This window comes from Pseudomonas fluorescens (assembly GCF_902497745.1).
GTDB lineage: Bacteria > Pseudomonadota > Gammaproteobacteria > Pseudomonadales > Pseudomonadaceae > Aquipseudomonas > Aquipseudomonas fluorescens_BM.
Window position 1 is genome coordinate 25,665 of the sequence record NZ_CABVHJ010000003.1, and the last position, 20,507, is coordinate 46,171.

21 protein-coding genes are annotated in these 20,507 nt (G+C 57.7%); 12 read left to right on the forward strand and 9 right to left on the reverse strand.

Annotation, left to right across the window (positions count from 1 at the left end; all coding sequences use genetic code 11):
- Positions 1-78: 78 nt before the first annotated feature.
- Together F8N44_RS05215 and F8N44_RS05220 are read right to left on the reverse strand one after the other, a co-directional pair.
- Positions 79-1,917 (reverse strand): long-chain-acyl-CoA synthetase, encoded by a 1,839-nt coding sequence (locus F8N44_RS05215; RefSeq protein ID WP_150649601.1) that lies wholly within the window; start codon positions 1,915-1,917, stop codon positions 79-81.
- 105 nt (positions 1,918-2,022) lie between these two features.
- Entirely contained in the window at positions 2,023-2,322 is a 300-nt protein-coding gene (locus F8N44_RS05220; RefSeq protein WP_150649602.1) for a hypothetical protein, read from the reverse strand.
- Between F8N44_RS05220 and F8N44_RS05225 the strand changes: the two genes are divergently transcribed.
- Positions 2,308-2,586: a DUF3509 domain-containing protein gene (locus F8N44_RS05225; protein ID WP_008080936.1), complete on the forward strand. Its 279-nt coding sequence runs from the start codon at positions 2,308-2,310 to the stop codon at positions 2,584-2,586. The genes F8N44_RS05220 and F8N44_RS05225 overlap by 15 nt on opposite strands.
- Before the next feature lie 181 nt (positions 2,587-2,767).
- Here F8N44_RS05225 and mtnC read toward each other — a convergent pair whose 3' ends face one another.
- The 5 genes from mtnC to aroC all read right to left on the reverse strand — a co-directional run bounded on the left by mtnC (position 2,768) and on the right by aroC (position 6,990).
- Entirely contained in the window at positions 2,768-3,451 is a 684-nt protein-coding gene (gene mtnC, locus F8N44_RS05230; protein WP_150649603.1) for an acireductone synthase, read from the reverse strand.
- Positions 3,452-3,455: 4 nt separating this feature from the next.
- Entirely contained in the window at positions 3,456-4,001 is a 546-nt protein-coding gene (locus F8N44_RS05235; RefSeq protein ID WP_102901171.1) for a 1,2-dihydroxy-3-keto-5-methylthiopentene dioxygenase, read from the reverse strand.
- Positions 4,002-4,095: 94 nt separating this feature from the next.
- Positions 4,096-4,722 carry a methylthioribulose 1-phosphate dehydratase gene (locus tag F8N44_RS05240; RefSeq protein ID WP_150649604.1) on the reverse strand — a complete coding sequence of 209 codons (627 nt, stop codon included), beginning with the start codon at positions 4,720-4,722 and terminating at the stop codon, positions 4,096-4,098.
- A complete protein-coding gene (locus F8N44_RS05245; protein WP_150649605.1) occupies positions 4,719-5,864 on the reverse strand; it encodes an MFS transporter in 1,146 nt (381 codons plus the stop codon). The genes F8N44_RS05240 and F8N44_RS05245 overlap by 4 nt, the downstream gene beginning before the upstream one ends.
- A 34-nt stretch (positions 5,865-5,898) precedes the next feature.
- On the reverse strand, positions 5,899-6,990 hold the full coding sequence (gene aroC, locus F8N44_RS05250; protein ID WP_077571784.1) for a chorismate synthase: 1,092 nt from the start codon (positions 6,988-6,990) through the stop codon (positions 5,899-5,901).
- Between the two features lie 130 nt (positions 6,991-7,120).
- Here aroC and F8N44_RS05255 point away from each other — a divergent pair, with 130 nt between their 5' ends.
- Both F8N44_RS05255 and F8N44_RS05260 read left to right on the forward strand, forming a co-directional pair.
- Positions 7,121-8,074 carry an alpha/beta hydrolase gene (locus tag F8N44_RS05255; protein ID WP_150649831.1) on the forward strand — a complete coding sequence of 318 codons (954 nt, stop codon included), beginning with the start codon at positions 7,121-7,123 and terminating at the stop codon, positions 8,072-8,074.
- A 99-nt stretch (positions 8,075-8,173) separates the two neighbouring features.
- Complete coding sequence (locus F8N44_RS05260; protein WP_110721157.1) at positions 8,174-8,965, forward strand: hypothetical protein; 792 nt, start codon at positions 8,174-8,176, stop codon at positions 8,963-8,965.
- A gap of 93 nt (positions 8,966-9,058) precedes the next feature.
- On the opposite strand, the gene prmB is transcribed toward F8N44_RS05260, so the two are convergent.
- Positions 9,059-9,967, reverse strand: coding sequence for a 50S ribosomal protein L3 N(5)-glutamine methyltransferase (gene prmB / locus F8N44_RS05265; RefSeq protein WP_007914027.1), 909 nt, complete (start codon positions 9,965-9,967; stop codon positions 9,059-9,061).
- A gap of 239 nt (positions 9,968-10,206) precedes the next feature.
- Here prmB and F8N44_RS05270 point away from each other — a divergent pair, with 239 nt between their 5' ends.
- The 5 genes from F8N44_RS05270 to F8N44_RS05290 all read left to right on the forward strand — a co-directional run bounded on the left by F8N44_RS05270 (position 10,207) and on the right by F8N44_RS05290 (position 12,978).
- Positions 10,207-10,797 (forward strand): cysteine hydrolase family protein, encoded by a 591-nt coding sequence (locus F8N44_RS05270; protein ID WP_007914026.1) that lies wholly within the window; start codon positions 10,207-10,209, stop codon positions 10,795-10,797.
- Positions 10,798-10,927: 130 nt separating this feature from the next.
- Positions 10,928-11,248 (forward strand): hypothetical protein, encoded by a 321-nt coding sequence (locus F8N44_RS05275; protein ID WP_007914024.1) that lies wholly within the window; start codon positions 10,928-10,930, stop codon positions 11,246-11,248.
- A gap of 74 nt (positions 11,249-11,322) precedes the next feature.
- The gene (locus F8N44_RS05280) at positions 11,323-11,880 is read left to right on the forward strand and encodes a Smr/MutS family protein (RefSeq protein WP_034151743.1); all 558 of its coding nucleotides are present in this window, start codon (positions 11,323-11,325) and stop codon (positions 11,878-11,880) included.
- A 77-nt stretch (positions 11,881-11,957) separates the two neighbouring features.
- Positions 11,958-12,503: a GTP cyclohydrolase I FolE gene (gene folE / locus F8N44_RS05285; protein ID WP_003204506.1), complete on the forward strand. Its 546-nt coding sequence runs from the start codon at positions 11,958-11,960 to the stop codon at positions 12,501-12,503.
- A 103-nt stretch (positions 12,504-12,606) separates the two neighbouring features.
- Positions 12,607-12,978: a glutathione S-transferase N-terminal domain-containing protein gene (locus tag F8N44_RS05290; RefSeq protein ID WP_150649606.1), complete on the forward strand. Its 372-nt coding sequence runs from the start codon at positions 12,607-12,609 to the stop codon at positions 12,976-12,978.
- A 157-nt stretch (positions 12,979-13,135) separates the two neighbouring features.
- Here the strand turns inward: F8N44_RS05290 and F8N44_RS05295 are convergent, their stop codons facing one another.
- Positions 13,136-14,302, reverse strand: coding sequence for a PLP-dependent aminotransferase family protein (locus tag F8N44_RS05295; RefSeq protein WP_150649607.1), 1,167 nt, complete (start codon positions 14,300-14,302; stop codon positions 13,136-13,138).
- Between the two features lie 82 nt (positions 14,303-14,384).
- Here F8N44_RS05295 and F8N44_RS05300 point away from each other — a divergent pair, with 82 nt between their 5' ends.
- The 4 genes from F8N44_RS05300 to F8N44_RS31600 form a co-directional block, all read left to right on the forward strand.
- Positions 14,385-14,831 (forward strand): MarR family winged helix-turn-helix transcriptional regulator, encoded by a 447-nt coding sequence (locus F8N44_RS05300; protein WP_150649608.1) that lies wholly within the window; start codon positions 14,385-14,387, stop codon positions 14,829-14,831.
- Positions 14,832-15,122: 291 nt separating this feature from the next.
- A complete protein-coding gene (locus F8N44_RS05305; RefSeq protein ID WP_150649609.1) occupies positions 15,123-16,472 on the forward strand; it encodes an NCS2 family permease in 1,350 nt (449 codons plus the stop codon).
- An 86-nt stretch (positions 16,473-16,558) separates the two neighbouring features.
- Positions 16,559-17,188: a LysE family translocator gene (locus F8N44_RS05310; protein WP_038366975.1), complete on the forward strand. Its 630-nt coding sequence runs from the start codon at positions 16,559-16,561 to the stop codon at positions 17,186-17,188.
- 231 nt (positions 17,189-17,419) lie between these two features.
- Positions 17,420-20,507 (forward strand): calcium-binding protein (locus F8N44_RS31600; protein ID WP_224794734.1); only part of this gene is annotated, 3,088 nt, incomplete at its 3' end.

The window sequence follows — 20,507 nt, forward strand, 5'->3', positions numbered from 1 at the left end:
TCAATCGGAAAGCCGACAGTTTCCCGAGCGAGACGGTGGCTGTCACCCCCTTTTTCTCAAGCCGGCTCATAGCCAGATTCAATAACGATGTTTGCCTTGATGAATTTCCGCCAGCACCTCGTCGGTGACCCGAACGTAGGTCTGCGTGCCAGGCAGCCATGCGTAGATCGGATCATCGCCCGTCTGGCCAGGGTCGAAACCTTCATTTTTCAGTCGGGTTTTCTGGTATTTGAAGGTCCCGGTGGTTTCCATTTTCACCTTCACCCGCAGGAACAACGGTACCGCGTAGGCCGGCATACGTTCGCGGGCGAAGGTCAGCAACTCGGCGAAATCCAGGGTCGCGAGGGATTCCGCCGGCGTAATCGCCGCCATGCCGGCGCGGCCGTTGGTATTGCGGATCTCCACGCCATACGCCACCGCCTCGGAGATGTGCGGATGTTGCAGCAGCAGGTTTTCGACTTCAGTGGTCGAGACGTTTTCGCCCTTCCAGCGATAGGTGTCACCGAGGCGATCAACAAATTGCGCATGACCAAAACCGATGTTGCGCAGCAGATCGCCAGTGTTGAAAAAACGATCGCCTTTGCTAAACACGTCGTGAAGGACAACTTTGGCGGTTTTTTGCGGATCGGTGTAACCGTCCAGCGGCGCCTTCTCGTCGATCCGCGCCAGCAACAGGCCCTGCTCGCCCCTGCCGACCTTGCGCATGAAACCGTCGGTGCTGCGCAGCGGCTCACCGCTGTCATGGTCGTAAGCCACCAACTCCCAGGCCATCAGCGAAAAACCGATGGTGTTGTCGAAGTTGAGAATGTTAGTGAAGCCGATGTTGCCGTCGCTCGCCGCGTACAGCTCACAGATGTGGTCGACGGCGAAACGGGTCTTGAACTCGGCCCAGGCGCCCGGGCGCAAGCCGTTACCAATCATTTTGCGCACGTCGTGGCGGTTGTCATCGGCGCTGGCCGGTTGATCGACCAGATAACGGCACAACTCGCCGACATAGCCGATCGTGGTCGCGCGATAACGGCGCACATCGTTCCAGAACTGGCTGGCGCTGAATTTGCGGCGAATAGCAAAGCCTGAGGCGCCGTTGACTGCCGAACCCCAGCACACGCAGACACCGGTGGCGTGGTACAGCGGCAAGGTGCAATAGACGACATCGTCGGGGCCCATATTGAGGGCGATCATGCCGAAACTGGCAGAGCTGCGCATCCAGCGGCCGTGTTTGAACACTCCGGCCTTGGGCAGGCCGGTGGTGCCCGAGGTGTAAATGTAGAAACACGGATCGTCGAAAAACACCTGCTGACTGCTCGGCGGATTCTCGCTGGAAGCATCGGCACTGGCGCTGATCAGATTGACGTAGCCTTCGGGCGCAATGCCCGGATGGCTATAGGTGTCCTGATCGGCGACAAACCAGGTGCGCGGCGCGGTAATCGCCACTTGCTCGCGAATCGCCGCATAGGCCGGTACCAGTTCTTCGCCGACCACAATCGCCACCGGCGCCACCAGATTCACACTGTGGATCAGCGTGTCGCGCGTCTGCGAGGTATTGAGCAGCGCGCTGACCGCGCCGACCTTGGCCAGCGCCAGAATGGTCACCAGCAATTCCGGGCGGTTTTCAATAAACACCGCGACTACATCGCCCTTGCCGATGCCCTGCCCGTTCAGATAGTGCGCGATGCGGTTGGCCCACTGGTTGACCTGCGCATAGGTCAGCCGCACATCGCCCTGCAATAACGCCGGACCCTCGGGATTGCGCAGCGTCGCTTGTTCGAATGTCCAGCCAAGGCCACAGCTTTGGGTCGGATCCGTGACGTTGGCCACCTTCATGCCCTTGACCACTCGCGGAATGGCTTTGGCAATCATCGGCAGTTTGCGGAGCATCATGCCCCAGGTAATCGTGTCGCTTGGCGCGTAGCTCATGAAAGCTCCCCGTCCGACCTTGGCGTGCAGGTCGATGTTTTTATTTTTCGGGCTTTGGCTTGAAGCAACCAGCGCATTCAAGCGCGGGTCGGGATCGAAAATACGTCAGCGCTTCTCAGGCTGTACACGCGGTTTTTGCAATGTTTTGTATCCGCTGATCGGCAGATGGCTGCGGTGATCATCGGGTAAGCGATTGGTTCCGTTGTTTCGACAACGATCCCGCAAAATGCAGGATGCACGATGGCCATTCATGCAGTTTGCACGACGACTTGAATTTTCGTATTTTTTAACGTGTTGATTTATAAGGGTTTTATTAATTTCAAATGCTGGCACAATCGCTGCAACCTCCTCTGCATGCTTGCCATTCAAGTGCATACGGAGCTGAAAGACATGAGCCTGATCCAAGAAAAATTTACCTCCCTGTTCTCCAACTTCGACGTCACCACTGCGCCACGCCCCGATGGCGGGATCCTGCTGACCCTGCGCAGCAGCGACGGCAAAGTGTTCAAGCGCGCACTGACTTATCAACAACTGCATGCCGGCGATCAACTGTCGTGGGCGATCAGTGCGATTCGTCGTGACCTGGCTGAACAAGCCAGTGAGCTGCCGCAAATTGCCATGCTGCAGAGCCAGCAGCGTTTTGCTCTGCCGACGTATCACTCGCTGTAATTTTTAAAGCGCTTTAAACAAAACAGGCCGTGGAGCTCTCGCTTCACGGCCTGTTTTTTTATGCCTGATACCAATCCCTGTGGGAGCGAGCTTGCTGGCGAAAGCGGTGTGTCAGGGACAAATTTTTATCTGATATCCCGCCTTCGCGAGCAAGCTCGCTCCCACATTTGATTTGTGTGGATCAGAAAGCTTCGGGTTCGATGCCGGTGAAGGTGTCGACGGTGACGTGGCTTCCCAACTCCCCGCCTTCACGAGCCAGGCCGCAGGTTTGCAGGCCTGCCGCTTGTGCGGCGTCGAGTTCCTCGACGATGTCCGAGAGGAATAGAATCTCCCCCGCTTCAACGCCGATAGATTGCTGGATATTGGTGTACGACTGCGCCTCGCGCTTGGGCCCCGACGTCGTGTCGAAATAACCACTGAACAGCGGCGTCAGATCCCCCGCCTCCGAGCAGCCGAAAATCAGCTTCTGCGCCTGAATCGATCCCGACGAGTACACAAACAGTTGATAACCGGCAGCATGCCAGCGCCGCAACGCTTCAACGGCATCCGGATACACATGCCCCTTCAACTGCCCGGCGTGATAACCCTGAGCCCAGACCATGCCTTGCAAGGCCTTGAGTGGCGTGGCTTTGCGATCTTCCTCGATCCAGCTCAACAGAATCTCGACAACCCGTTCAACATCGGCCTGCGGCGCATTGCTGTCACGGCGCACGGCGTCGAGTTGTTCAGCGACATCGGCGCGTTCGGCGTTCTGGCGCACGAAATCCGGTAGATGCTCGGCCGCATACGGAAACAGCACGTCGAAGACAAAACTCACCGCGCTGGTGGTGCCTTCGATGTCAGTAACGATGGCTTTAATGGACATCGAATCAGTCCTCCAGACGCGGGAAACGGCCGGCGATGTCTTCGCCTGTGAAGTTGGCAACCCAGCCTTCCGGGTTGTTGAACAGTCGAATCGCCACGAAGTGCGGATGCTCGCCCATGTCGAACCAATGCTTGGTGCCGGCCGGTACCGAGATCAAATCGTTCTTCTCGCACAGTACGGCGTAGACGTAATCGTCGATGTGCAAGGTAAACAACCCACGGCCGGCGACGAAAAATCTTACTTCGTCTTCACCATGGCGATGTTCTTCGAGGAACTTGGCGCGCAGTTCGGCTTTTTGCGGGTGATCGCTGTTCAGGCTGATGACGTCGACGGTGATGTAACCGCGCTCGGTCATCAGTTGGTCGATCTGCTCTTTATAGGCGCTGATCACTTCTTCCTGGGTGGCGCCGGGCTGGATCTTCGCCGCCGCTTGCCAGCGGTCGAAGCGCACGCCCTGCTCGGCCAGGGTCGAGGCGATGTCTTCGAAATGGGTCAGCACCTTGTTCGGAATGTCGGGGCTGGAAACGTGATAGACGGACAGGCTGCTCATTGGGGCAATTCCTCGGTATCGGCCTTGCCGTCCGGTTCTTGCAGACCGGTCGGGCACAGCATTTCATCAGGCAAATGGGCTACTTCTGGTGAAGTCAGCCTTGGCGGTTCATGACGCTGCGGGTTTTCAACTCGCATTCAAACAGAAATTCAAAGGCCTCGATCTGCCGCAACGCATCGCTCATCTGCGCGCCCCAGGTGTAGAGGCCGTGACCGCGAATCAGATAACCGACGCAATCGGGATGGGCGTCGAGCCAAGGCTGCACCTTGGCGGCGAGGCGCGCAATGTCCTGATCGTTGTCGAAAATCGGCACACGCACCCGCGATTCGTGAGTCGAGATGCCGCTGAAGGCTTTCTGCAGTTCGTAATCTTCGAACTCGATAAAGTCTTGCGGGGTCAGGCGCGACAGCACCGTGGCGTTGACCGAATGGGTGTGCAGCACTGCGCCGATCTCCGGCCGCCAGCTATACAGCTGAGTGTGCAGCAGGGTTTCCGCGGACGGCTTTTTACCCGGTTCCAGACTGTTGCCCGACAGGTCGGTGGCGAGCACATCGTCCAGACCCAACTGGCCCTTGTGCTTGCCCGACACGGTCAGCAACGCTTCGCTGGCCGACAGGCGCGTCGAGTAATTGCTGCTGGTGGCCGGCGACCAACCGCGACCATAAAGAAAGCGCCCGGCGTCGACGATTTGCTGGGCGAGTTGTTCACGCGTAAGGCTCATGGCCTGTCCTCTTGCATACGTGTGGCAATGATAACGGCAGCAGCGAGCGCCGCGAGACTGGCAATACTAAAGGTCAATGTCGCGCCGAGGGCATTCCAGCTGTAACCGGAATACAACGCGCCGAGCGCACCGCCAGTGCCGGCCAATGCTGCGTACAACGCTTGACCCTGCCCTTGCTGACGCGCACCGAAGCTACGTTGCACGAAGGCGATGGCAGCGGCGTGAAAACTGCCAAAGGTTGCCGCGTGCAGAATCTGCGCGAACAACAGCACCGACAGGAACTCGGCGAACGAACCTAGCAGCAACCAGCGCAGCGCCGCCAGCAGAAAACTCGCCAGCAGCACCCGACGCAGGGAAAACCGCGCAAGAATCCGGCTCATGGCCATGAACATCAACACTTCGGCGACCACACCCACGGCCCAGAGCATGCCGATCGTGCCGCGTGTGTAGCCGAGTCGTTCCAGGTGCAAGGTCAGAAAGGTGTAATACGGGCCGTGGCTCATCTGCATCAGCGCCACGCAGCCGTAAAAAGCCAGCACGCCGGGGTGGCGCAGTTGCTTGAGGAAACCTTCCCCGCCCGGCCGATTGCCTTGCGGCGGTTGCGCGTTCGGCACCCACAGACTGCTGAGGACGATGCCGGCCATGATCAGCACCAGCGCCGCCGGGTAGATATCGAGGCTGAGCCATTCGAATAGCCGCCCCAGCGCGACCACGGTGATGATGAAACCGATCGAGCCCCACAAACGAATCTGGCTGTAGCGCGAGGTCTGCCCCTGCAAATGCGCCAGGGTGATGACTTCGAACTGCGGCAGCACCGCGTGCCAGAAAAACGCATGCAGCGCCATGACCATCGCCAGCCAGGCGTAGGTCTTGCTGACGAAAATCAACGAGAAAGTCAGCAGTGTGCACACCGCGCCAAAGCGCACGATGGCCAGGCGTTTGCCGGTGTAATCGCCGAGCCAGCCCCAGATGTTCGGCGCCACGCAGCGCATCAGCATCGGGATGGCGACCAGTTCACCGATCCGCGCCGGACTGAAGCCGAGGTGGTCGAAGTACAGCGCCAGAAACGGCGCTGTCGAACCGAGCAAGGCGAAATAGAACAGATAGAAACTGGACAGCCGCCAGTAAGGGAGCGCCGCCACGCCGGTTATGCCGCGACGGCTTTCAGGCCTGCCATCAAAGCTGACCCAGCACCGGCGTGCTCACGCGCACATCGGCGTTCTGCCCACGGTGACGCAGCAGGTGATCCATCAGCACGATGGCCATCATCGCTTCGGCAATCGGCGTGGCGCGGATGCCGACGCACGGGTCGTGACGGCCCTTGGTAATCACATCGACCGGATTGCCGTGGATGTCGATCGAACGGCCCGGGGTGGTGATGCTCGATGTTGGCTTGAGCGCCAAATGGGCAACGATTGGCTGACCTGACGAGATGCCGCCGAGGATGCCGCCGGCGTTGTTGCTGAGAAAGCCTTCCGGGGTCATTTCATCGCGGTGCTCGGTGCCGCGTTGCGCGACCGAGGCGAAACCGGCGCCGATTTCCACGCCTTTGACGGCGTTGATGCTCATCAGCGCATGGGCCAGTTCGGCGTCGAGACGATCGAAAATCGGCTCGCCCAGACCTGGCATCACGCCTTCGGCAACCACGGTGATCTTCGCCCCGACCGAGTCCTGATCGCGGCGCAATTGATCCATGTAGGCTTCCAGCTCCGGGACTTTGTCTGGATCAGGGCTGAAGAAGGCATTCTCCTCAACCGAATCCCAGGTCTTGAACGGAATTTCGATCGGGCCGAGCTGGCTCATGTAGCCACGAATGACGATGCCTTGGCTGGCCAGATACTTTTTGGCAATCGCGCCCGCCGCCACGCGCATCGCGGTTTCGCGCGCCGAGCTGCGGCCACCGCCACGGTAGTCGCGCTCACCGTATTTGTGGTGGTAGGTGTAGTCGGCGTGGGCCGGGCGGAACAGATCCTTGATCGCCGAGTAGTCCTTGGACTTCTGGTCGGTGTTGCGGATCAGCAGGCCGATCGAGCAACCGGTGGTGCGCCCTTCGAACACGCCGGAAAGGATTTCGACTTCGTCGGCTTCCTGACGCTGGGTGGTGTGGCGGCTGGTGCCCGGCTTGCGCCGATCGAGGTCGCGCTGCAGGTCTTCGAGGGAGATCTCCAGGCCCGGCGGGCAGCCGTCGACAATGGCGACCAACGCCGGACCATGGCTTTCGCCAGCGGTGGTGACAGTGAACAACTTGCCGTAGGTATTGCCGGACATGCAGGACGCTCCGTGAAATCAAACCCAAATTCGTGATGCGCGCCAGTATACGCAGGCTAACCGAGTAGTTCATCCTCGAACCTTAGTGGTGCTGGCGAGTCCAACCGGCACCTTGGCGAATGATGGCGTGATGATGCTGCGAGTTTTGATCTTGAGTCTTACCCTCTTTACGGGCTTTGCCCAAGCAACGGTCCTACAACGCCCGGTAACTTTGGATACCGGCACCGGCGAGCTTTTCGGCTCGCTGCTGCTGCCAAAATCTGACAACCCAGTGCCGATTGTCCTGATTATTTCTGGCTCGGGTCCTACGGACCGTGATGGAAACAACCCCGACGGCGGGCGCAACGACAGTCTCAAGCGCCTGGCCTGGGTGCTGGCCAAACACAACATCGCCAGCGTGCGTTACGACAAGCGCGGGGTGGCCGCAAGCCTGGCGGCGACGCCCGATGAGCGCAATTTGTCGGTGGAGGCCTATGCGGCGGACGCAGTGGCGTGGGGGCAGAAGCTCAAGGCCGACCCGCGTTTCGGCAAACTGATTCTGCTCGGCCACAGTGAAGGCGCGCTGATTGCCAGCCTCGCCGCGCCGAAAGTCGATGCGGCGGCAGTGATTTCTTTGTCCGGCAGCGCCCGACCGGTCGATCAGGTGATCCGCGAGCAACTGGCCCGCAGCCTGCCACCGCCGCTGATGCTGCGCAGCAATGAATTGCTCGACAGCCTCAAGGCCGGCCACACCGATGACAACGTGCCGCAACCATTGCAGGTGATTTTCCGCCCGAGCGTGCAGCCGTATCTGATTTCGCTGTTTCGTCAGGATCCGGCGAAAGCTTTTGCGCAACTGAAGATGCCGGCGCTGATCGTTCAGGGCAGCAACGACATTCAGGTCGGTACCGAAGACGCGAAACGCCTCAAAGCCGTCAAACCGGACGCCGATCTGGTGGTGATCGAAGGCATGAACCACGTCATGCGCATCGTGCACAACGATATGAAGCGGCAATTGGCCTCGTACAAGGATCCAAATTTGCCGCTGGCAGCGGAACTGGGCAGCAAGATCATCGAGTTTATTGACGGACTTCGCGCCAGTTAAGCGTTGTTTGCCCTCTAGTCCTGCAAAAAACGGCCGATAAGCCTTTGTCGCCAGCGCAATGGCTGGCGGCAAGCAGGGCTTGGACAGGATCTCGCCGTTATGACTGATACCCAGACTTCACCCGACACCACCGCTGAAAAAGACGCACCGCCAGCGGTCGAGCTGCCGTGGGCGGATGTCCACGTCGAGCACCACAAGATGCTCCGCCTGGCCCCGCTGCAAACCGACCGCAACACTGGCGGGCGCCCTTTGCGCTTCGTCGAATTCGGCTATGCCGAGCGCAACAGCAAAGAAAAAAGCCTGATGCGCATGGCGATCAAACTGCCCGGCCAGCGTGTGCGCAAAGAGCAGAATCAGCTGGATGTGTGGGTGGATCACACCACCAAGCGTGTGCACTTCGGCCCGGACAGCGGCCTGCAAATCGAACCGATGAACCGTGGCATCGGCCGTTACATGGCCGCGCAAGGTATCAACTGGGCGAAAAAGCGCTGGCCGACCTACACCGTCGACGGCATGGACTTGAACAACAAGGACGCGCTGAACGAAGACACACGTCTGCGCCGTGATCATTTCCTGCGTGTGCATGGTTTTGATGTGGTCTATGCCGATGCCCAGCATTTGAAGGGTAGCGTCAAGGAAGTGCAGGTTGGCGATTTGCTCGGCGACTGGAACAGCGAAAAGCTGCAGATCGTCGAGATTCTTGAAGCGGCGCAAATGCTTCAACAGGCCGAGCAGAATCTGGCCGAGCAGGAAGTGAAACTGAAGAAGCAGGAAGACAAGGTCAGCAAGTTCAAGCGTGAAGACGCCGGATTGCGTTTCACCATTACCTGTCTGGTGGCGTTTGCGGTGTTTCAGGCAGGGCTGTTGATCTGGATTGCTACGCACCGGTAGATCAAAAGATCGCAGCCTTCGGCAGCTCCTACATTGGAATGCGGTAATCCCTGTAGGAGCTGCCGAAGGCTGCGATCTTTTGCTTTTAACGGGTCAGACGCGGGAAGCGAACAAGGCCTGATGATCGCGGCACTGCTCCGCCGTCAGCATGAACACGCCATGCCCGCCACGCTCGAATTCGAGCCAGGCAAAATCGACTTCCGGGTACAGCGCGTCAACGTGCACCTGGCTGTTGCCCACTTCGACAATCAGCAAGCCCTTCTCGGTCAGGTGATCCGCCGCTTCGGCAAGCATTCGGCGCACCAGGTTCAAACCATCATCGCCACACGCCAGACCCAGCTCAGGCTCATGCTGATATTCGTCCGGCATGTCAGCGAAATCTTCCGCATCCACGTAAGGCGGGTTCGACACGATCAGGTCGAAACGCTGACCCGGCAAACCATCGAAACCATCACCTTGAACGGTATAGACGCGCTCATCAACGCCATGGCGCTCGATGTTCTGGTTGGCCACTTCCAGCGCTTCGAACGACAGATCTGCCAGCACCACTTCGGCGTTCTGGAACTCGTAGGCACAGGCGATACCGATGCAACCGGAACCGGTGCACAGGTCAAGAATCCGCGCCGGCTCGGTGCCGATCCACGGGGCGAAGTGGTTTTCGATCAACTCGCCAATCGGCGAACGCGGGATCAACACACGCTCATCGACGATAAACGACATGCCGCAGAACCACGCTTCACCCAACAGGTAAGCGGTGGGAATGCGTTCTTCGATACGGCGCTTGAGCAGGCGTTGCAGGTTGACCAGTTCGTCGTCTTCCAGCGCGCAATCGAGATAACTGTCGGCGATTTCCCACGGCAGGTGCAACGCGCCGAGCACCAGTTGCCGGGCTTCGTCCCAGGCATTGTCGGTGCCATGGCCGAAAAACAGATCCTCCCCATGGAAGCGGCTGACGGCCCAACGGATGTGGTCGCGCAGGGTACGAAGTCGGGAAGTGATCACGGGGCAGAACTCCAGAAAAAACGACTGGCGATTCTACCAGCCAAAACGCGTGACGACGACGCAGGAAAAACATCGCCCCGACGGTAGGAGTTTTCTGTTTTTTGCATCGGCTATTGAACAGAACGTGTAACTTGACAAGGCTGCAGGCCAGTAACGACGGTGCCTACGATGGTAGCGATTCACAGAACCGCTCAGCCAGAGGACAATGTCGCAAAAGCCCCACCCCAAGGAGCCCCAGAATGTCCGTTCCAAAAACGATGTTTCAACTCAGCGGTCGCGGTTACGCAGCGGCCACACTGAGCCATGCCACCGTGGTCATCATCGATGCCCAGAAAGAGTATCTCAGTGGCCCGCTGGCCCTGAGCGGCATGGACGCGGCCGTCGCGAACATCAAACAAGTGGTTGCCGCAGCCCGTGCAGCCGGTCGGCCGATCGTGCACGTGCGTCATCTCGGCACCGTCGGTGGCCTGTTCGACCCGCAGGGCGAACGCGGCGAGTTCATCCCGGGCCTCGAGCCACAAGGCGATGAAACCATTATCGGCAAACTGCTGCCGAGCGCGTTCCATGGCACCGAGTTGCTGGACCGTTTGCAAAACCTTGGCTCGCTGGACTTGATCGTCTGCGGTTTCATGAGCCACTCCAGCGTCAGCACCACGGTGCGCGCGGCTAAAAATCTGGGCTTCCGTTGCACGTTGGTAGAAGACGCCTGCGCCACCCGCGACCTGCCATTCAAAGGCCGCGTGCTCAGCGCCGCCGTGGTGCAGGAAGCTGAAATGGCGATCATGGCGGATAACTTCGCCACCCTCGCACTGACTCAAGACCTGATCTGATGTGATCTGATGAGCGGCTCAGCACGCCGCTCATCCGCAAATTCCTCTCATTTGCCGCAAATGCCATAGCCTCAGGAACAACCCGGTCAACTCCCGGTCGAAGGGCCGATACCCATTGAGGAAGGTCGGAATGAAGTTATCCGATGGATTTGACGCACGCCGCTTGCGGCCCAAAGGCCAAAGCAACTGGCGTTTTCGATTTGGCGCGGCGATTGCGGCCATTCTGGCCACGTTCGGTGTGCTGCTGGCGATGGCCGGGGCCGCTAGCCTGCTCGGGCGCCCTCCGGCGCTCGGTGATTTGAACGCTACGCCGATGGGCTCGGCGATCATTCTGGCGGTCGGTTTGCTGTTTCTGTATTTCGGTGTCGCCCTGTGGCGCCGCTGCCGCCGTCGCGCACGGCAATCGCGGGAACTGAACATGTCCCCGCACCTGATGAAAAAACACGACTGACTCACCGGCCTGGCTTTTTGCCGGGCCGTTTTGTTTCGACTTGGGTAAACTGGCCGCCCTTCGCGGAGGCTGACATGCAAGACGACGATTTTTCCCTGTTCAAAAGTGCGATCCAAGGCGTCAAGCCGATCAAGCACGACCGCGCCGACACCGGCAAACCCAAGGCTGACCGCGCGCAAATTGCCAAGCTGCGCCAGTCCGCCACCGTGCGCACCGACACCGCTACCGTGGATGGCCTGTCCGATCAATTCGTGATCGACGTCGGCCCGGAAGACGAGTTGATGTGGGCCCGCGACGGCGTGCAGGAAAGTCAGATGCGCAAGCTCAAGGTCGGTCAGATCCCGTTCGAAGGCAGCCTCGACCTGCACGGCATGAGCGTGGAAAAGGCCCGCGAAACCCTCTGGGCGTTTCTCGCCGAAGCGACCAAATTCGAAATCCGCTGCGTACGCGTCACCCACGGCAAGGCAGTGCGCCTGGACGGCAAGCGGCCGATGATCAAAAGCCACGTCAACACCTGGTTGCGCCAGCATGCCCAAGTGCTGGGTTTCTGCTCGTGCCAGGCCAGACACGGCGGTGCCGGCGCGGTTTATGTGATGCTCAAACGCACCATGATGGAAGGCCGCGACGAATAATCCCGTTACACCGAACTTGCAGGGTTGTGTCCGCCACCGTACCCTTGCCCTTTGCGAAAATCCCCACAGGTAGTTTCATGTCCCTGGAACAGAATTACACCGCGATTCTCGGCCAATTGGGCGAGGACGTGTCCCGCGAGGGCCTGCTCGACACGCCAAAGCGTGCCGCCAAAGCCATGCAGTACCTCTGCCGCGGTTATGAACAGACGCTCGAAGAGGTCACCAACGGTGCCCTGTTCAGCTCCGACAACAGCGAAATGGTGCTGGTCAAGGACATCGAGTTGTACTCGTTGTGCGAACACCACCTACTGCCGTTCATCGGCAAGGCGCACGTAGCGTACATCCCGAGCGGCAAAGTGCTGGGCCTTTCGAAGGTCGCGCGGATCGTCGACATGTACGCCCGCCGCCTGCAGATTCAGGAAAACCTCAGCCGTCAGATCGCCGATGCGGTGCAACAAGTCACCGGCGCGCTGGGCGTTGCCGTGGTGATCGAGGCCAAGCACATGTGCATGATGATGCGCGGTGTCGAAAAGCAGAATTCGTCGATGATCACCTCGGTGATGCTCGGTGAATTCCGTGAAAACGCAGCGACCCGCAGCGAATTCCTCAGCCTCATCAAGTAATTTGCGGCACGAAGAAAACCGGCATTCATCGCCGGTTTTTTTTCGTCCGTGAAAAATCGGGTAAGCTGCGCGCCTTTCTCAATATGCACCGTGAGGCTTCAACGTGTTCGTCAAAGCGCTTCGTGTCGGCCTCGGCCAACTGGTTATCTTCATCGACTTCATCACCCGTCCGGGCAAGAAAAAGCGCCCCGCCGCTGCTCAGGCTCAGGTGGATGCAGCTGCAAAAGACCTGACCTTGTATCAGTTCCACGCCTGCCCGTTCTGCGTGAAAACCCGCCGTACTCTGCGTCGCCTGAATGTACCGGTGGCGCTGAAGGATGCGAAGAATAACGAGCAGAATCGTCAGACGCTGCTGGAGCAGGGTGGCCGGATCAAGGTGCCTTGCCTGCGGATTGAAGAGAATGGGCAGACGACGTGGATGTATGAATCCAAGGTGATTATTGATTATCTGGATAAGCGGTTTGCGGCGGTCTGATGATTATGTGGTGGGCTGATTGACGCCTTCGCGAGCAGGCTCGCTCCCACCCTTTGGAATGCATTCCACTGTGGGAGCGAGCCTGCTCGCGAAGAGGCCCTCCGGGACACAGCAAATCCAAAAAAATAAACCGGCCCTCGAGCCGGTTTATTCGTTTTCAGGCAGCCTTATCCAACTGCGCCTGGCGCACCACCGCCGCCAATCGCTTAAGCCCTTCATCCAGCCGCGCCGGATCGATATGGCTGAAGTTCAGGCGCAAATGCCCAAGATTGTTATCCGGATCGGGAAAGAACGGCTCCCCCGGCATAAACGCCACATCATTGGCCATCGCCTCATTGAGCAACGTTCGCGTATCCAGCGGTTGCTTCAACGTCAGCCAGAAAAACAGCCCGCCCTGCGGCATGTGCCAGTCGGCCAAATCAGCAAAGTGCCTTGCCAACGCTGCTTGAAACGCGTCCCGCCGCTGCCGATAGAATCCACGCAATTCGCTCAAGTGTTGCTGATATTTCTCCGTGCCGATCCATTGCAGCGCCTGCCACTGACCGATGCGGTTGGTGTGCAGATCTGCCGACTGCTTGAGTTTGAGCAGATGCGGGAACAGGTCCGGGCTGGCGATCAAGTAGCCAACGCGCAAACCGGGCAGCAGGGTTTTCGACACAGTACCGGTGTAGATCCAGCTGGATTTTTTCAGTCGACCGGCAATCGGCTTGGCGCTGCCGCCATCGAAAGTCAGTTCGCGGTAGGGTTCGTCTTCGATCAGGGTGACTCCGAATTCATCGAGCAATGCCGCGACCGCTGCGCGCTTGGCTTCGCTGTAGCGCACGGCTGACGGGTTCTGGAAGGTCGGGATCAAGTAGATGAACGCCGGACGATGTTGCTCCAGACGCTCGCGCAATTGCGCCAGGTTCGGTCCATCAGACTCTTGCGGCACGGTCAGACAATCAGCGCCGAACAGCTGAAAGATTTGTAGCGCGGCGAGATAGGTCGGCGCCTCCAGCAAAATTTCCGTGCCCTTGTCGATGTACAGCTTGGCCGCCAGATCGAGGGTTTGTTGGGAGCCGCTGACTACCAATACCTGACTCGCCTCACACTCCAGCCCAAGCGCCCTCGCCTCTGCCGCCAACGCTTCGCGCAATGCCGGCTCGCCTTCGCTCATGCCGTACTGCCCGAGCGTCAGCGGCATGTCGTCCCACTCGACCTTCGGCAACATGGCTTCGGCGGGCAAGCCGCCCGCAAACGACATGACTTCCGGGCGCTGAGCGGCGGCAAGGATTTCACGAATCAAAGAACTTTTAAGGCGTGAGACACGTTCGGAAAAAGCCATGGCGGTCACCGGTAGCAAGGGATGCGAAAAATGAGTCAAACTGGTTGACCGAAATTACGACAGCTTGAGCGAGTACGTCAATATGCTTGACCTTAAAAACCCATCCAGTCAGCAACAGGCGATGGAAGCGTTTTTCTTTGGCTATCAGGCCTTCACCGCCAAGGCTGATGAAATGCTCGAGCGCCGTGGGCTATCGCGGGTGCATCAACGCATTGTGTTTTTCATCGCGCGTTATCCGAATTTGAGCGTGAAGGAGTTACTGGCATTGCTCGGTGTGAGCAAGCAGGCGCTGAACATGCCGTTGCGGCAGTTGCAGGAAATGCATCTGGTGGACAGCGTGGCGTCCGAGGCCGACAAGCGTAAACGCCTGCTGGAACTGACGGCGGAAGGTGCAAAGTTTGAGCAGACGTTGCGCCGTGAGCAGGTGAAATTGCTGGAGCGGGTGTTTGCCGAGGCTGGGGAAGCGGCGGTGAATGGCTGGTTGGCGGTGAATCTGGCATTGGGGAAAAGTCAGACGGCTCTCGATTGAATGGGAGTGCCTCTTCGCGAGCAAGCTCGCTCCCACAGGGGAGCACATTTCAAGTGCGGGAGCGAGCTTGCTCGCGAAGGAGCCCGCACAGGCGATATATCGCTATCGACGGAACTTTCGTAAACAAAACCAAAAACAATATTTGCTTTATTTGTACACAAAAGCATAATCCACAGCGTGCGAGTTCCTGACCGCATGGTCAACAAATTCGCGTATGCCTCAAAGGGCCGCTGCCACCCCTCATGGGTCCGGCCCTGGAAATAACAATAAAACTCTTGAGGAGTACTCGCTGTGGAAAGCCGCAAATCCGAAGCATCGACGCTGGACCTCTCGCCGCCATTACGCAGTGGCCTGCTGGAACGTCTGTTCAAACTCAGCTTGCATGGCACCACGGTGAAGACCGAGCTGATTGCCGGTCTGACAACCTTCATTACCATGGCCTACATCATTTTCGTCAACCCGAACATCATGGCCGATGCCGGGATTGACCACGGTGCAGCCTTCGTCGCCACCTGTATCGCCGCCGCCTTGGGCTGCCTGTTAATGGGCCTCTACGCCAACTGGCCGGTGGGTCTGGCGCCGGGCATGGGCCTCAACGCGTTCTTCACTTACACCGTGGTCGGCACCATGGGCTACAACTGGGAAACCGCGCTCGGTGCGGTGTTTGTTTCCGGTGTGTTGTTCATGATCCTGACTTTCTCGCGGATTCGCGAGTGGCTGCTCAACAGTATTCCGGTCAGCCTGCGCTTTGCGATGGGTGCCGGTGTCGGCCTGTTCCTCGGCCTGATCGGTCTGAAAACCGCTGGCATCGTCGTCGACAGCCCGGCAACCCTGATCAAACTCGGCTCCCTGCGCGAACCAGGCCCGCTGCTTGCCGCCATCTGCTTCCTGATGATCGCAATCCTCAGCTATCACCGCGTGTTCGGCGCGATCCTAATCAGCATCATCACCGTGACCCTGGCCGGTTGGGGCCTCGGTATCGTGCACTACGAAGGAATCATGTCGACCCCGCCGAGCCTGGCCCCAACCTTTATGGCGATGAACGTGGCCGGCGTGTTCAACGTCAGCATGATCAGCGTCGTACTTGCCTTCCTCTTTGTGCACATGTTTGACACCGCCGGCACCCTGATGGGCGTGGCCCAACGCGCCAATCTGGTGAACGCTGACGGCCGTATCGAAAACCTCTCCCGCGCAATGAAAGCCGACAGTGCCTCCAGCGTTTTCGGCGCCGTGGTCGGTGTGCCGCCAGTCACCAGCTATGTGGAAAGTGCTGCCGGTGTCGCTGCAGGTGGTCGGACTGGTCTTACCGCCGTCACTATTGGTGTGCTATTTATAGCGGCGATGTTTTTCGCACCGCTGGCCGGCATGATTCCCGCTTACGCCACCGCCGGTGCACTGATCTACGTTGCGATGCTGATGATGGGCGGCATGGCCCACATCGAATGGGACGAAGCCACTGATGCGATCCCGGCCATCGTTACCGCAATCATGATGCCGCTGACCTTCTCGGTTGCTGACGGCATCGCGCTGGGCTTCATCACTTATGTGGCGTTGAAGGCCGGCACCGGTAAGTACAAGGAAATTTCCGTGAGCCTGTGGGTGCTCTGCGCGATCTTCATCGCCAAGTTCATCTTCCTGTAAGCGCTACGCGGTTCAGGCTTCAAAACAGCCTCACCCGACGGGTGGGGCTTTGTGCATTTTTCAATACAACAAAAAGGAGGAAAGTGATGAGTCTGGAAACCTGGCTGCTGTTCAGCGGCGCTGCGCTGGTGGTGATTCTGATTCCGGGGCCACTATCGTTGTTGATGATCAGCAACAGTCTGAATTATGGGTTGCGCCGTTCGTATCCGGCATTTCTCGGCGGCGTTTTCGCCTCGATCTGCTTGCTCAGTGCTTCGGCGCTGGGGCTCGGTGCCTTGTTGCTGGCATCGGAGCAATTGTTCAGCGCCCTGAAAATCGTCGGCGGGCTGTATCTGTTCTATCTGGCCTGGCAGAGCTGGCAGCAATCGCGCCAGCCATCGGTGGGCGCCGTCGTGCCACAAGCGGCAGCCGTTCCACGATTCCGCGCATTGTTCGGACGCGCGTTTGTACTGGGTGCCAGTAACCCGAAAGACATTCTGTTTTTTGCCGCCTTCCTGCCGCAATTTCTCAGCGCCGAACAGCCCTTCCTGCCGCAGTTGCTGGTGATGATCGCCACCTGGACTCTGCTGGATCTGCTGTGCAAACTGGCCTACGGTCTCGGTGCCCACGGCGCAGCACGTTACTTGCGCAGCGGCAAAGGACAGAGCTGGTTTAACCGGATCAGTGCCGGGTTGTTCGGAGGCGCCGGCGCTGCATCGCTGCTCAGCAGTCACTGAGACACGTGAATCCCTGATTATTGTTTATCTGTAGCCATCCTGACTCGAAAGACATGGTTCAGGATGGCTTTCGCAGCGACCGCTCGTGTTGCTCGTTACATATCTCAGCCATATCTACTGCCCCCCTCAAGTGCAATACACAGCAACAACCCGTTGATGTACATCGTTCGAGAGGCGACCGTACTATCACGACTCGCACTGACAAAAATCTGCCAGAACAAGGAAGTTCAAATGGCCACCATGATAAGTAAAGCGTCATTGGAAACTGTGGAAATAACAGACGCTGTCGTCATCACGGACATGCGCTTTGAAAGCAATGAGCACCATGCTTCGACCATTGACCTCAAACGCGGCCCTGATGAAACAACGAGTTCAAAAGGCAAAAGCAAAACAGATCAGTTGAAATTCGCCGACTCCGTGTTCGGCCCGTTACAAATCGGCAACATTTCCATAACCCGAGCCTCTCTTGATGCCTTGGGTGCAACGTTCGACGGCCAGCCACTCAATGGCAAGAACACCTTCTTCCGGGTTCCCAAGCGATCTTTCATCAACTCGTTGCAATTGAGCGCCGTCGATATTGAGCACTACATGAAGTCGGCAACGGGCCAAGACAGTTATTTATTGACGACACTGCTGTTCGAAATGGCCAGCGAGCGCCCACTCACCGCCCCTCACCTGATAAGAGAAAGTTCAAACGTCACTACAGACAAAGGCAGCTACCGCAACAAACTGGTAAAACTGCTGGGCTCCGCACAAAAACTTGACCTCTATCACGCAAACTTGCCCAAACATAACCCCCGCTGGGTCGCCGTGACAAAAAGCTATGCAACGCTCGGCTCAAGTGTCGGCATTCAGGGTTTCGGGATCTTCATGGGTTTGCGCGGAGTGGTGGACGCCATCAAAGCTGACAACACTACCGAGGTTGTAATCAACAGCGTGGGTATTGGCACGGAAGTCGGCTCCATCGCGGTTGACATTGCCGTCAGCAAAATTGCATCCAATATGCTCTCGGCCGGGCAAGGCGCCCTGCTGGATTTTGCCAAAACCCGGTTTGCGTTGAGGCTGGGCCGCTCCGGCGGTTTGATCGGCGGCGCACTGACATTACCGTTCGATATCTTCACCGCCGTCAGATCCATCAATGCCGCTGAAAATGCAACCGGCAAAGAAGCCATGGATCATTACGTGAGTGCTGGGCTGAGTATTACCAGCGCAGCCATGACGATCATCCTCGGCACCGCTGCGTTGGCAGGGTTTTCATTTGCAGGCCCGGTGGGGCTGGCGGCGGGCGCGATTCTGGCCATCGGATCGCAAATTTATGGCGCAGTTCGCATTGTTGACGACATTGATGACTACATCGAACTGACATTGGAGGAACGCTGGCGGACAGGCTGGTTTTCGTTCTGCATGATGGATCCTGACCAAGCTGTGCAGAACCGCTATCTGCTGGCAAAAACCAGATTCCAGCACGCGAAACAGTTGAAAGAAACAGCCAGAAAACTGCTGGATGGCCAGTTAAAGGACACCACCGAAGCCATTGTTAATGGCAAATTCGAGGTCCACCTCAATCCATCTCGGGTACGCAAGCGCAACTGGTGGACCAAACAAGACAGTTGGGAAACGATACAAGTCCCCGAAATCAGGGGCGGCGATGATGTAATTGATGCCCGTGCAGGTGTTACCAAAGACACGCCTGGCGCAGAACTGGGAACGTCTGCCGAACACAAGGGCATTCTCTGGTTCATCAGCGATGGTCAGGATTCGATCATGGGCGTTGAGGGCAAGCCAAACAGCTTTCATTACCGATCAGGGAAAAAACAGCTGACGGGGGGTGAGAAAAACGACCGCTTCGTGTTTGAGGGTGCAGCGGATCTGTTAGTACAGAATGTCCAGATATCTGAATACTCGACACTGAAAGGAGGTGCTGGCACCGACACCCTTGTCCTGGCCGGAAACAACTACACCCGCCGTACCGATAAAAAAGGCTATGACGTCGATCTGCTCGCACAAACCCTGCAGATAATCTCAAGCGACCCATCTACCGAAGGTGGCGAAAAATATACGCTCCACAGCCTCCTTGAAAGTATCGAAAATGTCGAAACCGTAAGCGGAGCCATCAGTGTCGTAACGGGCTCAGAACAACGCAACGTTATTAGTTCGCGCGGCGAGGACACTATTAATGCGGGCGCTGGAAACGATCAAATCCATCTGTTTTACCCTGGAGCAACAGCCTCCGGTGAAGCTGGCATTGACGAATACATCATTGACCATAAACCAGGCCGGGTCTCCGTAATAGAAGACGGGGCAGAAGAAAGTATTATCTTGCTCAACTGGAAATATGAACTGATCGAAAGCTGGATAATCGAGAGCGGCTCACTGATCATCAGTTCACGGTTCGCATTTACGGACAACCCCAAAAGCATCGTGGCCATCCAGAACATCTATAAGAAAAACGAAAAGAACTTCGTACTGCAGAATAACAAACTGACATTCATGACCAGCGATGGCTACTCTTTAAGACTACCTGATGCACCGGACCTTCCCGAGAGTATCGAAAATGACCACAAGCTCGAAATCGAAGTCGTCGTTGTAAAAAAAGGAATACCAGAACGCCCTCTTATCCTCCACGCCCCCGAGTGCTTGATCGAACATCAACGTGAGACGAGTTACTACCTGCCAAGGTCCAGGAAAAACACCACATTCTGGTCAGTAAAACGCACCGAAGCGGTAGTCCGCTTGCACCTGGACTACGACATCAGTGAGCTGACAAAGGTAGAAGCGCACTTCGGCTCCGGCGAGTGGAACACCAATAGAGAGTTCTTTGTAGGATGCGACCTGCGTTATCACTTTGGCCAAAACACAATCAAGTTAAGAGAGTTTGCCTATGCGGAAGGTGGATCCGACCCCAGAAACATGACCAAAATCTTGAGAACCATGGCCACCCGTCCCAATTACCGTGTTGTGCTCATTTTCAAAGGGGGAGTCGTTGTCAATGCAGGACTGACACCAGAAACCGATGTTTGCCCCCTCGAAAGCCACAATCCGTATGGCTTTGATCATTGGACTACGCAGCTTTCACTGCCGCTGTCACGTCGCACAGACCAGACCCCTTTTGAATTACCGGACAGCAAACCCTTCAAATTCGACAGGGCAGGTTGCGGCTCGCTTTTTTCCTACCCCGAGCAAACCTCGATCCAGAACCTTGAAGGGACTGGTTCCACCTACCTGATTCATCTGGTTGACAATATAGCGATCAGACTTTCGACACCCGGAGCACTCGCGAACGCCCCTGAGAGATTGCCCTACTCGTCCACTTGGGATC